Raw genomic sequence first — 13,374 nt, 5'->3', positions numbered from 1 at the left:
ACGAAAGAGTTGGTTGCGGGGGCCGGATTTGAACCGACGACCTTCGGGTTATGAGCCCGACGAGCTACCGAGCTGCTCCACCCCGCGTCCGAATTTTTCTCGAAGTGGCCGAGCAGTAGCCAGTTCGATTTCTCCTTTCCCACCAACCGGTTACACCGGCTTGACTGGTCAGGATCTCAGATGGTTGCGGGGGCCAGATTTGAACTGACGACCTTCGGGTTATGAGCCCGACGAGCTACCGGGCTGCTCCACCCCGCGTCTGAGGTCGCCAATAATAGGCGCCAGCGCACAGATTGCAAGTAAATATCTCAAAAAAAGTTTATTCGTAGATTAATCGGACAAATAGTGCGGTCATTAGCAGCATCATGCTGTTTTTTCAGGCAATCGAGTCCTTGCCAGGCATCCGGCACTACACTCAATAAGGTGAACACTCCTCATTTTGGGTAGGTAGAATATGCGCATCTCCGCCGGTCACTGCCGTCAGTTGGGGGCCACACCCGACAGTAACGGCGTCAACTTTGCGATCTGGGCACGCCTCGCCAGCCGGGTCGAACTGCTGCTCTTCGCAAGCGCAGACGATGCGACCCCCGAGGTGATCCCCCTCTCCCCGCGCCTTAACCGCACCGCCTACTACTGGCATATCCATGTGGAGGGGATCTCGGTCGGGCAGCGTTACGCCTATCGCATTCAGGGCCCATGGCGCCCATATGGCGGCACCCGCTTCGATGCCGAGAAGGTGTTGCTCGACCCTTACGGCCGCAGCATCGAGCTTGGCGCCAATTACGATCGATGGGCGGCGGCCCGTCCAGGCAGCAATCTGGCTTGTTGCGCCAAGAACAAGGTGGTCGATACTCGCCACTACGACTGGGAAGGAGACAAACTGCCTGCTCACTCCCTCTCCCGCTCGGTGATCTACGAACTGCATCTGGGGGGCTTTACCAAGTCCCCGAGCTCCGGGGTCGATCCGGCGCTGCGTGGCACCTATATCGGGTTGATTGAGAAGATCCCCTACCTGCAATCTCTCGGCGTCACCGCCGTCGAGCTGCTGCCGGTATTCCAGTTCGATCCTCAGGATGCGCCCAAAGGACTCTCCAACTACTGGGGTTACAGCCCCATGTCCTTTTTCGCCCCCCACGCTCAATACGCCTGCGGCGATGATCCGCTGACCGAATTTCGCGACATGGTCAAGGCGCTGCACAAGGCCAATATCGAAGTGATCCTGGACGTGGTTTACAACCACACCGCCGAAGGGGGTGATGATGGCCCCACCTTCTCGTTTCGCGGCATCGACAACGAGGCCTACTACATCCTCGACAACAACCAGAAGGACACCAACTATTCGGGCTGCGGCAACACCTTCAACGGCGCCCATCCGGTGGTGCTTCGGATGATCATGGACAGCCTCCACTTCTGGCGTCAGGAGATGCACGTCGATGGCTTTCGGTTTGATCTGGCCGCCATTCTGTCACGGGATGAATCGGGTCAGCCGCAGGCCAATGCGCCAACCTTGCGCACCATAGATACCGACCCCAACATCGCCGACATCAAGCTGATTGCCGAAGCCTGGGACGCGGGGGGACTCTATCAGGTGGGGTCACTGGCCGGCGCCCGCTGGCGTGAGTGGAACGGCCAGTTTCGGGATGATGTGCGCCGCTTCCTGCGCGGGGATGACAACAGCGTCACCGCCTTTGTCGAGCGGCTGTGCGGCAGCCCCGACATCTACCACTATCACCACGCCGATCCCGAGAAGAGTATCAACTTCGTCACCTGTCACGACGGTTTTACTCTGTGGGACTGGGCCAGTTACAACAGCAAGCACAACGAGGCCAACGGGGAGGAGAACCGTGACGGCTGCGATCACAACTTCAGTTGGAACCACGGCCACGAAGGGGTGACGGAAGATCCTCAGATCAACGCCCTGCGGATACGTCAGGCCAAAAACATGATGGTGGCAACCCTGCTCTCGGTGGGCTCCCCCATGCTGCTGATGGGAGACGAGCTGCTGCGCACCCAGCGGGGCAACAACAACGGCTACTGCCAGGACAATGCCACCTGCTGGATGAACTGGCTGCCCAATGCCCGCAGTCAGGAGATGTTCCGCTTTATGAAGGAGCTGATCCAGTACCGCAAACACCTGTTCCAGCGCCCGGAGCAGGAGAGCATGCCGCTGTCGCTCACCGAGATCCTGCGCCACAGCGAGATCTGCTGGCACGGGGTCAACGCCGGGCAACCGGATTTCAGCTCCCACTCCCACGCAATCGCCATGTCGGCGCTGTCGAGCGAAACCAAGCTGGCGCTCTATGTGCTGTTCAACGCCTACTGGGAGCCCCTCACCTTCAACCTGCCGAGCCCGCCAAAGGGGGTCGGCGGCTACTGGCGACGGATCCTCGATACCGCCCTCCCCTCGCCGCAGGATATCTGCACCTTCGGCATGCCGCTGGAGGGGCTGACCCGGGAGTATCTCGCCCAGCCGCGCAGCAGTTGCCTCTTTATCTGCGGGGCCGACGATTTCTATTGATCGATTGCTGTGAATTGATAGCAGCGATACCTGCAAGCCAGATATGCAAAAGCCCCGAGTGTTGGCTCGGGGCTTTCTCTTTTCAGCACCAGTGTCAGATCAGCTGGTGCAACACGCTGGTAGCGGCAATCTGGGCGATCAGCAGGCCACACAGGGAGGTAGAGACCACCACTGGCGCGGTATCACGCTGCAAGTAGAGCGGGCTGAACCAGAGCAGCAGAGAGGCCACCAGCAGCGCTGCCTGGGTCACCACCGCCGGGATCAGGGCATCGAGATTGGCCTCACCCCCTTGCCAGCCCACCAGCACTGCCAGCCAGACAAGGCTGGCCATCGCCCCCACCAGACCGGCCAGTGGCAACAGGGTGTTGAATGCCTTGAGACGATGACGGGCCCGCAGCAGCATCAGGTGAGCAAAGGCCGCCCCCAGCATCGCCATCTGCAGCAGACCGCTCACCCAGCCCTGCAGTTGCAGCAGCCCGATGCCATAGAGAGCGAGCGGCAACGCCGGTAGCCAGAGCAGTGTCGAGGGGACTGAACGCTTGCCCTCCAGCCGTGATTGGGCCAGTGACAAGCCGACTCCGAGCACCAGTGCTACACCACCACTCCAGATGAGCCAACTGGCCGCCTTGGCCTCGACCGCCAGCATCAGGGAGAGCGCGGTAATGACCCAGATGGAGAAGAGCTGCTGACTGATGCGCGAGCGCTGGCCAGGGCAGATATCACCGCGCCACAGCACGATACCAAGGGCGATCAGGGCGCCAAGCGCCATCAATCCGGTGAGGGGAAAGAGCCAAAAAGGGAGTTGGACGAACACGACGCCTCCAGCAGTAAAGATTCGAGGTGCGCCACCGGGGCGCCAGAGAGGGGCGAGTATACCCAAACCGGCGGCTATCCCCAATCGCGACAAACAATCGCGGGCAAACAATCATGGGCAATTTGCGCCACCAGGGCCAACCTTGAAGGGTGCCCTGCTGGCAGCCATGTCCATAGGGACGGAATACGGCGCTGGATTTAGCCCTGACCGCGGGCCAGCGCCACCACCCGGGCAAACATCTGGCGGATCACCGGCGGAATATGCTCGGCGCCGAGCCGCTCCGCCTCTTCCACCACCGCCAGCGCCATTCCCGGCTTGCTGCGGTGATGGATCGCCTTGTTGATGATGTGACTGGCGCTCCACATGGCGCGCCCGCCCACCCCGGCCTCGCGACGAAACACAGCTTCAAAACCGTTGTGATAGAGGTAGTGCTCGATGTCGGCGGCAGGGAGCTGGGTTAGTCGGTCCCGCTCCCGCTCGCCCTTGAGCTGACCCCGGGCCGAGGTGGCATACTTGAGCCCCGCCTCGTCGCCATCGGTCAGCAGGTGCCACTCGATGCCAAAGTCCCGCGCCACCTTGATGAGCGGCGACTGGCCGCACTGGGCAAACTCGATGATCCGCACCCCTTCGGCCCGCAAACTGTAACCGCAGATCTGGGCCAGCTCGGAGAGCAGCCAGATCTCGGTCTCCCCCTCCACCAGCAGCCAGCAACGGGCAAACAGCGACATGGGGCGGTTGATCCGCACGTGGAAGGCGATCTTGCGCAGATCGTCACTGCTGTAGCGCTCGCCCCCCAGCTGGTGACAGAGGATATCCTGCTGACGGCGCACCAGCCGCCGCACCTGATTGAGCGGCAGGGAAGAGAGCAAGTCCCCCGAGTTGGTGGTGAGCAGCTTCTGGCCCGGCAGTTGTTCCAGCAGCCCCCACGCCAGCGCCAGCATGGTCGGGTGCAGCCGGCTCTCCGGGTCCTCCAGTATCATGATGGGACGGGCCCCCTCCTCCAGCTCGCGGTTGCCCCGCGCCTGCAACAAGGTAGCCGCCATCCCCGCCATCGCCAGCTGCAGCGCACGGTTATCGGCGCGGCGCAGCAGAGTATGCAGGTTGCCAGGATTGCGCAATGTCATGGGGCGATTGATGATGTCGCGCTGACTGCGCGGCTTGTTCTTGATGGGGGCCAGGGCGTTGAAGTAGTGTTCCATCAGCTGGCGCACCGCCTGCAACGCCTCTTTGAGCTCCGGCTCGCCGATCCGCTGGGGTTCGTCGATCAGCTTGTCCGCCAGTTCGCTCAGGCGATGCTCGGAGAGATCACCCCACTGCAATGTCTCCACCCCGTTGCGAGCGGTACGAGCGTCCCGCAGCCGGAACACCGGGTTCATGGTGATGAGCATGCAGACCAGCTCGTGGGTGTTGGTGATGGGCAGGCTCTTGCCTACCCCGTCGAGAAAGTCGTGAATGGTGAGCACAGAGCCATCCGCCTGCAGCTCGGCGCTGGCGCGATAGTGAATGCGGTGGAATTTGTCCTTGTGCAGCACCCAGGAGGGGCAAAGACGGGCCAGCCGACGGGAGTGCTGACACATCTGGGGTCTGTGCTCACTGAAGGTGAGCACCAGTTGCAAGTGGCGCGCCGGGGCCAATTCGGGATCTTCCGGTTGGTGAAAATCCTCGGCGGTGAACTGATAGGGCTCGGCATCCTGCCCCAGCAGACACCAGAGGGCGCGCAGCAGGCTCGATTTACCCCAGGTATTCTCGCCGATCAGCACTGTGGTCTGATCCAGCCCGAGCGACAGGCGATTTATACCGCGAAAACCTTTGACTTCAATACGTTCCAGAAACATCCAGCCATGTCCACATCATTGTGATGGGGCAATAGTGGCAAAGTTACCGGAAAAATCCTATCGCAGGCGGGGCTTTTTCAACGTGAACTGTGAGGCACTGCAGGTTCGGGAGGGGTAACGACAGCGGTGCGATCTTGCGGGGCATTCCAGTGGCTGAACCAGAGATGACGGGTACGGATTTGACGTTTGCGATAATTCAATGGGCATTCCTTTCAATGGATAAGTGGTAAAGAGTACACCTCTTTTGCCCAAAGTCTCAGGGTTATCTGTGACGGGAAGATGACAATTGTGCCCGCCACTGCCCCGGCGTCAAACCAAACGCCTCGCGAAAACGATTGCCGAAATGGGCCTGGGAAGAGAAGCCACACAGACTGGCGATACTGGCCAGCGGCTCGGGGCCGGCCAACAGCTGCTTGGCCCGTTTGAGCCGCAGCCCCAGCAGATAGCGGTGGGGCGGGCAGCCGAGACTCTGGCCGAACATGCGGGCAAAGTGATACTCGCTCAGCCCCGCCTGCTGGGCCAGCTCTGCCAGCGTGACCGAATCGGCCAGATGGGCCTGCAGATACTCCTGCACCCGCTTGATCACCACGGGCGCCAGCCCGCCGCGTAGAGGCGGCAGACCGGGAGCCTCCTCGGTGTGGTGGCGGTAGGCGTGGAGGATCAACATCCAGGCGCCGTGGGAAAGCGCCAGCCGATCGACCCCATGCTGCCACTGCAGTTGCATCAACTGGCGCTGCACCAGTCCGGCCGCCTGCGGATCGTCGATAAAGGTCTTGTCCACCAGTTGCAGGTGGCGCCCCTCCTTGTCACACACCTCCTCGGCGATACGGGTGAGGTGAGCCGGGGTGAAGTAGAGATGAAAGAAGCGAAACTCTTCGCGCACCAGCCACTCGGATCTGTGGTGATCCGGCATGATGCACACCTTGCCGGTGCCGCCGTGGCCACCCGGCCCATCGAGTCGCTCGGTCTGCTCGCCTCCTTGCAGATAGACGCTCAGGGTGTGGTGGCCCGGCTTGTGATAGCGGGTCTGGTCATAGCAATTGCGCCAACTGGCTACGCCAAGCCCGGGTTCGAGCCAGCAAGCGTCCTCCAGCCGGGCGCCGGTGCTGACCAGTGCATCAAATACCCCTGCTGTTTTCATTCGCCCCTGCCGCCTGTTCCGGTGTACGTGTTATGCCGCTGCCATCCATCTTACCGACCGCGCCCGCAGATGACAGCGCAAGGCGATGAAAAACCGCAAGATGGTGCAATCCAGCCATCAGGGCTCGCCCCATAGTGGGTAATCTCTCCCTGACTCACCGGAACTGTGATGAACCTGATGCTCTATCTTGCCACCGTGCTTATCTGGGGCAGCACCTGGATTGCCATCGCCTGGCAACTTGGTCCCATCCCCATCGAGGTGTCGGTGCTCTACCGCTTCCTGCTGGCGGCGGTGGCACTGTTTGCCCTGCTTACCGCCAGCGGCCGCTTTCCACGCCTCCCCTGGCACGGCCAGCGTTACGCCGCACTGCTCGGTGCCCTGCTCTTTTCCACCAACTTTCTCTGCTTCTACCACGCCACCCGCTATATCCCGAGCGGCATGTCGGCGGTGATCTTCGCCAGTGCCAGCATCTTCAACGGCCTCAACCTCTGGCTGTTCGAGGGCAAACGACCGAGTCTGCGCTGGTTGCAAGGCTCCTTGCTGGGACTCTTTGGCACCCTGTTACTGTTCTGGCCGGTGCTGGCGGATGCGCAACTGGGTGCAAACGGCTGGAAGGGGTTGCTGCTCGCCTGCGGCGGCACCCTCTGCTTTTCGCTGGGCAATCTGGTCTCTGCCCGGGGCCAGCGCCATGGCTACCACGTACTGCAACTGGTGCCCTGGGGCATGGTTTACGGCGTGGTGCTGCTGCTGGGCTGGGTCACATTGCTCGGGCAGCAACTGGTGGTGCCGACCGATGGCCACTATCTGGCGGCCATGGTCTACCTCGCCCTGTTTGGCTCGGTGATCGCTTTTACCGCCTACCTGACGCTGGTGGGGCGCATCGGGGCCAGCAAGGCCTCCTACGCCACCGTGCTCTTTCCGCTGGTGGCGCTTACCCTCTCCACCTTTTATGAAGGCTTTGTCTGGCAGCCGGTCTCGGTGGCCGGAGTGGTGATCAGCCTCATCGGCAATCTGGTGATCTTCGCGCCGCCCTTAAGCGAGTGGCGCATTCGACCGGCCAAGGCAGCAAACGACCCTTGCTCCTGAGCCAGTCAGCCCCTAAGGTAGCGCTGATCAATCTGTGACGATCCTGATGGCGATAAACAAGGGGGCGAGATGTTACTGGAAGGGCTGGAGACGCTGAGCCTGCTGGCGAGTGAAGGGACCATGGCCAAGGTGGCCAGTCGCCTCTATATCAGCCAGTCGGCGGTGAGCAAGCGAATTGCCCAGCTGGAGCAGCGCCTTGGCAAGAAGCTGATCGAGCCGGAGGGGCGCCAGATCCGCCTCACCCCGCAGGCAAAGGAGCTGCTTGAGCGAGTGGCCCCGAGTCTGGCAGAGATGAAAGGAGTGCTGGCCGATAGCCAGGATCTGGCGGATCAGAGTCCCCTCCCCATCGCCTGCTCCGAAACCCTACTGGCCGGTTATCTCGCCCACTTTATGCGCGACTATCTGGAGCGCGATCCCCACCTTGCCCTCTCTACCCACCACACGCCGGTCATTCTGGCGCGGGTGCGCAGCGGTGATGCCCTGCTCGGCATCTGCGCCGGTCGGCTCCCGCCCGGCCATGGCCTCGGCGCCGACCTGCTGCTTGAGGAGCCCTTCTATCTGGTGGGCGAGGCGCAGCCGAGCCTGCCACCAGCCAACACAGAAAGCAGGCGCAAGATCCTCACCATGGATCTGGAGAACCCCTCCAACCGCTACCTGCGCGAACCGCTGGCTGATTTGGGGCTGGAGCCCGCCATGGAGCTCGACTCCTATCTGGCGCTCATCGAACTCGCCAAGGCAGGCATTGGGCCTGTACTGCTCCCCGCTGGCCTGCTGGGGCTGGTGGGAGAACAGGGGGAGATGGCCCGCCCACTGCCCGGACTGGGCCGCCCCCTGTATCTGGTCTACCGACCAAACAGCCTAAAGCGCGAGCGGATCGCCAGGCTGGTGAGCGCCCTGCACCAACACTTTCGCCACCGCAGCGTCACACCGCGCTAGCCATGTAAAACACCAGATATGACAACGGGACCCTTGGGCCCCGTAAACATCCGATTTATCGCACACTCGCCGCGGCTCAGATCCAGGCAAACAGCTCCGGATACTGGCTCCACACCAGCTTGGCAGACATCAGCAAGGAGACGGTCACCAGCAGCGGCTTGATAAGCTTCACCCCTTTTTTCAGCACCATCTTGGAGCCGAAGCGGGCCCCAATGAACTGCCCCAGCGCCATGCAAAAACCGACACTCCACACCACCTTGCCACCGAGCGCAAAGAACAGCAGGGAAGCGATATTCGAGGTGAAGTTGAGCAGCTTGGTATGGGCGGTGGCGCGCGCCATGCCAAAGCCAGCCAGCGCCACGAAACCAATGGCAAAAAACGAACCTGTGCCCGGCCCGAAAAACCCGTCATAAAAGCCGACACCGCCCCCCACCAGCAGCGCAAACAGCATGGGAGTCAGACGGCGGGAGCTCTCGGCATCGCTTACCCGCGGCGAGAAGTAGAAGTAGCAGGCAAAGGCCATCAGCAGGAAAGGGAGCAGGCGCTCGAGAATGGCCGCGTCTATGGTCTGCACCGCCAGCGTGCCGATAGCCGCACCGATAAAGGTGCAGATCACCGCTGGCCAGATCATGGCCCACTCCAGCAGCCCCTTGCGGGCATAGAACCAGGTGGCGGAGAAGGAGCCAAAACTGCTCTGCAGCTTGTTGGTGCCAAGCACCAGCGCGGGCGGCATACCGGTGGCCAGCAGTGCAGGCACCGTCAACAGGCCGCCGCCACCGGCGATGGCATCGATAAAGCCGGCGACAAGCGCTACACCGAACAGGGCAAACAGAGTAACCAGTTCCAATTCCATCCATAGACCTCACGAGAGTGGGTTGCCCGAAGGGTCGAGCAACCGGAGATAACCAAAACGACGTTGTGCGGGGGGCTGCACAGGCTGTCCGCTATCCTAACGGGCCACTGCCCATGAATCTAACGAAACAGTGGCAGCCAATTGATTCCTGATTTTCATTTATTTGAGCTCAGAGGGCCCGTTAGCAAGTCGGTGAAGCGACGTTCGCTTCCTTGATGGCCGCCAGCGCCTCACAGAGATGATCCTCATCGGCACTGGGGAAACGGCTGACCCGACCGGCCATGTAGCGGCTGCTGAACAAGTTGAACCAGTGCTGCAGTGCCTGCCCCGCCTTGAGCTCCCCCGCCACTTCCAGCACGCAGGCCGCCACTTCGGCGGTGCAGAGGTGCTCATCGCAGTTGGCCACCCGCATGCCGTAGGTGGAGAGCGCATCGGGTTTGATGGCGAGCACCGGAAAACCGTCCAGGTAGGGGCTCTTGTTGAACATCTTGCGCGCCTCCGGCCAGGTGCCGTCGAGCAGGATAAATAGCGGCTTCTTGCCGGGCGCCAGCGTCACCTCGCCGGTCAGGCGGGCAGGCTCCTTCTCGCAAGCGGGAAAGACCACATAGGGCTGCCAGGCGGGATCGGCCAGCAGGGCCAGCAACTCGGGATGGGGCTGGGTACGTGACCAGAGAAACGCCCAGGTGGTATCCGGCAACACATCGGCGATCAGGCGACCGGTGTTGGAGGGCTTCATCGGCTCGCTGTCATACATCAGCAGGCAGAAACCGGCCTCCGCTTTGAGCTCGGGGCGCCACTCGCAGGCACACCAATCCTCGCGCAGCTGACAGGCCGGACAGCGGGCCAGGGTGCCGCCACGGGCAAGAAACGGTCGGGTAGAGATACTCTTGCGCCAGGCCCGCAGGCGGTTGACGGCGTGATCAGGAACAGGCTTCATCTAGGTTCACAACTGGAGTCAAAACAGGAACGGCAGCAATACATACCAACATGTCATGGCGCCACAGGGCACGATAACAGGAGGCTGCCGGAAAAGCGCAAGATTGTACCGAGTTACGCGCTGGCGGAACAGCAATCCCTGCCCCTTTCGCCAAACGCAGTGCCAACTCCTATTGCCTTACGACTCCTGACAGCTGCGCAGCAGCTCCAGCAACAGGCTGCCATCGCGCAGTGCCTTGTGCACCTGCACCGAAGTGGGCTTGGTGGGATCTTCGTAGAAGTGGGTGGATTCAATCTGCAGCCGCACCAGATATTCGGCGGGCAACTGGCTGGCCAGCGACTGGTGCAACATGGGGAACAGCAGCCGATCGGCACGGGTGATCTCGCCCCCGAGCAGCAGCTTGCCCGGATTGAGCAGGCAGATGAGATTGGAGAGCACCTTGGAGAGGCGACCTGCCGCCTGATGGAGAATATCCTGACAAAGGCTGTTGCCTGCAAGCGCCAGCTCGCACAGCTCGCGGATGGTGACGCTCTCGGGCAAGTCGTGCTCCTGCATCCGTTCGCGCAGATCCCGGTATTGCGCCTCCAGCGCCTGATTGGTCACCAGGGTGCAGGCGCAGCCAAAACCGCCGCAGTAGCAGCGTTGGCCATAGGGCTCGAGCTGCAGGTGGCTGAGATCCCCGAGCAGCGCATTCTCGCTCTCGATGAGCTGGCCGTTTACCACCATGCCGACACCGATGTCGTTGTGGACAAACACCAGCACCGCATCGGCGCAATTTTTGGCGGCCCCCCACTCCCGCTCGGCCTGGATCCAGGTGCGCACGTCACCGCTCACCAGCACAGGTACCGAGAAAGCCTGTTGCAGAGTCGGGCCAAGGGGCCAGTTGCGCAGATCGTAGAAGGGGAAGTGCTTGACCATGCCGGAGTGGCGCTCTACCTGACCCGGCAAACAGAGGGCGATACAGGCCAGACTGAGGGACTTTCTCGGCAAAAACACCTTGATGGCGTGCACCAGACTGTCCAGCAGATCGGCGCGCTCCTCCTCGGTAAAGAGGTGGCGCTGGCGGGCCAGCGAGCGACCGGAGAAGTCAAACAGCGCCATGTCCACATAGCCCCGCCCCAGGCGCATGGAGAGAAACTGGAAGCGGCGCTCGTTGATGCGCAGCAAAGTCTGACGACGGCCGCGCCCCACCGAACTTTCACCACAGGTGACCACCAGACCCCCATCGAGCAGTTCCCTGGTGATCTTGGTGATACTGGCAGGCGAGAGGCCGGTCAGGCGGGAGAGATCGGTGCGCGACAGCTCCTTGTGCTCTTCCAGGCTGGCATAGACCAGGCCGTAGTTGAGCTGCCGGATCAAATCGATACTACCTTTCACGATCTCATTCATAGGGTATGGGGCAAAGGCTGAAAAAAAGAGGCTGGCAATTTTCACACATTATTGGTCAATCCCCAAATAAAGTGCGGCCTGAACCGGGGGTCAGGCCGCATCTTGTGGTTGCCGTCACGGACCATTGCAAGATCAATAACGGAATTGCGATACCAGTTTGCGCAATTTGTCACCGGTACTGGCCAGATCGCGGGTGGTGCTGTTGGATTCCACCGCCGCGCTGGTCAGCTCGCTGACAATCTGCTGAATGGCCACCAGGTTCTTGTTGATCTCCTCGGAGACCGCGTGTTGCTCCTCGGCGGCGGTGGCGATCTGGATGTTCATGTCGTTGATGGTACTGACCGCCATCACCATGCTGTCGAGGGAGCTGGCGATATGGCTCGCCTCCTGCACCGTCTCCTGGCTGCGATCCTCGCTCGCCTGCATCACCTCCACCGCCTGCTTCACCCCGCCTTGCAGACGTTGCAGCATCTCGTTGATCTCCTTGGTGCTCTGTTGGGTACGACCGGCCAGCGAACGCACCTCGTCCGCTACCACCGCAAAGCCGCGTCCCTGCTCACCGGCGCGGGCCGCCTCGATGGCGGCGTTCAGCGCTAGCAGGTTGGTCTGTTCGGCAATGCCGCGAATGACCTCCACCACCGAGCCAATCTTGGCGGTCTCTTGCGCCAATTGCTCGATAACGCCGGAGGCGGTATGCACCTCCCCCACCAACCGGTTGATACTGTTGATGGCCCCGCTCACCACCCCTCGAGCGGCGTCCGATTCACGGGCCGCATCGCTGGTTGCCGTCGCGGCATTGGAGGCACTGGCCGCCACCTCCTGCGCGGTGGAGCTCATTTCGGTCACCGCTGTGACCACCTGATCGGTCTCGCGACTGTGACCCTGCATCTGATGGTCATAGTGCTCGCTAAGATGGTGCAACTTGTCGACCGCGCTGAAGAGGTGATTGCTGGTCTCGCCCACCTGACTCACCACCGACTGGATCCGCTCGACAAAGCGGTTGAAGGCGCTGGCCAGCTGGCCAATCTCGTCCTGACTCTGCACCTTGAGACGCTGGGTCAGATCCCCGTCGCCGTTGGCAATATCGTTCAATGCCAGCACCGCATCCGCCAGCGGCTTGGTGACCCGGTTGCCCACAATGACGGTTGCCACCAGGGTGATACCCAGGATCAGCAGGATCACCAGCACACTGCTCTGCAACGAGGCATGCATGTTGCTCTCGCGCTCCGCCCGCAAGGCCGCCAGCTCGTTGTCGATATCATCGATATAAAAACCGGTGCCAATGGCCCACTGGTATTTGTCCAACACCAGAGTAAAGGCCAGTTTGGGAGCATCGCGACCGATGGAGGGCTTGGCCGTCCAGTATTCGGTAAAACCATCCCCCTGACGGGCCGACTTGAGGATCTCCTGGATCAACAACTTGCCCTTGGCATCCTTGTCGTTCCAGCGGTTTTTCCCCTCCAGCTCGGTACGCACCGGCAGCAGTATGGTGTTGCCTTCGAAGTCATAGACAAAAAAGTAGCCGTCACTGCTGTAACGCAGCGGCCTGAGCAACTCTTTGACCTTTTGACGATTTTCCGGAGAATCCGGCAGAGAATACACGGCATCGACAGCGGTTTTGGCCATCATGATGTAACTGCTGAGCAGCGCTTTACGCTCCTTGATGGCATTTTCCCTCGCCACCACCAGATCAGACTCCAGATCGCGCTTGGAGACCATGTAGTTACTGAGATTGACCACCAGGGCCATCAACAGTACGGGGACTGCACCCAGTAACAGGATTTTCTGCTTTAGCGTCATCTTTCACATCCTTGCAGCTGTTTTTATTGGAATTCCTTGCTTACTCATCAGTATAGGTGCTGGCA

General features: G+C 61.2%; 10 protein-coding genes and 2 tRNA genes. 3 read left to right on the top strand and 9 right to left on the bottom strand.

Annotation, left to right across the window (positions count from 1 at the left end; all coding sequences use genetic code 11):
- Window positions 1-10: 10 nt before the first annotated feature.
- Together AB5Z09_RS03360 and AB5Z09_RS03355 are read right to left on the bottom strand one after the other, a co-directional pair.
- Window positions 11-87: transfer RNA gene (locus AB5Z09_RS03360), tRNA-Met, on the bottom strand.
- Between the two features lie 94 nt (window positions 88-181).
- Window positions 182-258, bottom strand: a tRNA-Met gene (locus AB5Z09_RS03355).
- 196 nt (window positions 259-454) lie between these two features.
- Between AB5Z09_RS03355 and glgX the strand changes: the two genes are divergently transcribed.
- A complete protein-coding gene (glgX, locus tag AB5Z09_RS03350) occupies window positions 455-2,518 on the top strand; it encodes a glycogen debranching protein GlgX (RefSeq protein ID WP_368194644.1) in 2,064 nt (687 codons plus the stop codon).
- Between the two features lie 94 nt (window positions 2,519-2,612).
- Here glgX and AB5Z09_RS03345 read toward each other — a convergent pair whose 3' ends face one another.
- From AB5Z09_RS03345 to AB5Z09_RS03335, 3 genes are all read right to left on the bottom strand, one after another.
- The gene (locus AB5Z09_RS03345) at window positions 2,613-3,332 is read right to left on the bottom strand and encodes a hypothetical protein (RefSeq protein ID WP_139732229.1); all 720 of its coding nucleotides are present in this window, start codon (window positions 3,330-3,332) and stop codon (window positions 2,613-2,615) included.
- A 197-nt stretch (window positions 3,333-3,529) separates the two neighbouring features.
- Window positions 3,530-5,167 (bottom strand): ATP-dependent endonuclease, encoded by a 1,638-nt coding sequence (locus AB5Z09_RS03340; RefSeq protein ID WP_368194643.1) that lies wholly within the window; start codon window positions 5,165-5,167, stop codon window positions 3,530-3,532.
- A gap of 262 nt (window positions 5,168-5,429) precedes the next feature.
- Window positions 5,430-6,308 (bottom strand): helix-turn-helix domain-containing protein, encoded by an 879-nt coding sequence (locus tag AB5Z09_RS03335; protein ID WP_368194642.1) that lies wholly within the window; start codon window positions 6,306-6,308, stop codon window positions 5,430-5,432.
- Between the two features lie 168 nt (window positions 6,309-6,476).
- On the opposite strand from AB5Z09_RS03335, the gene AB5Z09_RS03330 reads away from it, so the two are divergent.
- Both AB5Z09_RS03330 and AB5Z09_RS03325 read left to right on the top strand, forming a co-directional pair.
- Complete coding sequence (locus AB5Z09_RS03330; protein ID WP_368194641.1) at window positions 6,477-7,394, top strand: DMT family transporter; 918 nt, start codon at window positions 6,477-6,479, stop codon at window positions 7,392-7,394.
- Between the two features lie 69 nt (window positions 7,395-7,463).
- The gene (locus tag AB5Z09_RS03325) at window positions 7,464-8,330 is read left to right on the top strand and encodes a LysR family transcriptional regulator (RefSeq protein WP_368194640.1); all 867 of its coding nucleotides are present in this window, start codon (window positions 7,464-7,466) and stop codon (window positions 8,328-8,330) included.
- 76 nt (window positions 8,331-8,406) lie between these two features.
- On the opposite strand, the gene AB5Z09_RS03320 is transcribed toward AB5Z09_RS03325, so the two are convergent.
- From AB5Z09_RS03320 to AB5Z09_RS03305, 4 genes are all read right to left on the bottom strand, one after another.
- Entirely contained in the window at window positions 8,407-9,183 is a 777-nt protein-coding gene (locus tag AB5Z09_RS03320; protein WP_005333472.1) for a TSUP family transporter, read from the bottom strand.
- Window positions 9,184-9,364: 181 nt separating this feature from the next.
- Complete coding sequence (locus tag AB5Z09_RS03315; protein ID WP_368194639.1) at window positions 9,365-10,120, bottom strand: tRNA-uridine aminocarboxypropyltransferase; 756 nt, start codon at window positions 10,118-10,120, stop codon at window positions 9,365-9,367.
- A gap of 177 nt (window positions 10,121-10,297) precedes the next feature.
- On the bottom strand, window positions 10,298-11,509 hold the full coding sequence (locus tag AB5Z09_RS03310; RefSeq protein WP_108540956.1) for an ROK family transcriptional regulator: 1,212 nt from the start codon (window positions 11,507-11,509) through the stop codon (window positions 10,298-10,300).
- 132 nt (window positions 11,510-11,641) lie between these two features.
- Window positions 11,642-13,309 (bottom strand): methyl-accepting chemotaxis protein, encoded by a 1,668-nt coding sequence (locus tag AB5Z09_RS03305; RefSeq protein ID WP_088868830.1) that lies wholly within the window; start codon window positions 13,307-13,309, stop codon window positions 11,642-11,644.
- Between the last annotated feature and the right edge of the window lie 65 nt (window positions 13,310-13,374).

This window comes from Aeromonas sp. R2-2 (assembly GCF_040908355.1).
GTDB classification, from domain to species: Bacteria; Pseudomonadota; Gammaproteobacteria; order Enterobacterales; family Aeromonadaceae; genus Aeromonas; species Aeromonas veronii.
Note: the sequence above shows the minus strand (reverse complement) of the source record. Positions and strands in the feature narration are given on the sequence as shown.

Bases quoted from the DNA above. Each gene is read 5' to 3' on its own strand.
- glgX (WP_368194644.1), top strand. From the start codon at position 455: ATGCGCATCTCCGCCGGTCACTGCCGTCAGTTGGGGGCCACACCCGAC.
- AB5Z09_RS03340 (WP_368194643.1), bottom strand. From the start codon at position 5,167: ATGTTTCTGGAACGTATTGAAGTCAAAGGTTTTCGCGGTATAAATCGC.
- AB5Z09_RS03335 (WP_368194642.1), bottom strand. From the start codon at position 6,308: ATGAAAACAGCAGGGGTATTTGATGCACTGGTCAGCACCGGCGCCCGG.
- AB5Z09_RS03330 (WP_368194641.1), top strand. From the start codon at position 6,477: ATGAACCTGATGCTCTATCTTGCCACCGTGCTTATCTGGGGCAGCACC.
- AB5Z09_RS03325 (WP_368194640.1), top strand. From the start codon at position 7,464: ATGTTACTGGAAGGGCTGGAGACGCTGAGCCTGCTGGCGAGTGAAGGG.
- AB5Z09_RS03320 (WP_005333472.1), bottom strand. From the start codon at position 9,183: ATGGAATTGGAACTGGTTACTCTGTTTGCCCTGTTCGGTGTAGCGCTT.
- AB5Z09_RS03315 (WP_368194639.1), bottom strand. From the start codon at position 10,120: ATGAAGCCTGTTCCTGATCACGCCGTCAACCGCCTGCGGGCCTGGCGC.
- AB5Z09_RS03310 (WP_108540956.1), bottom strand. From the start codon at position 11,509: ATGAATGAGATCGTGAAAGGTAGTATCGATTTGATCCGGCAGCTCAAC.
- AB5Z09_RS03305 (WP_088868830.1), bottom strand. From the start codon at position 13,309: ATGACGCTAAAGCAGAAAATCCTGTTACTGGGTGCAGTCCCCGTACTG.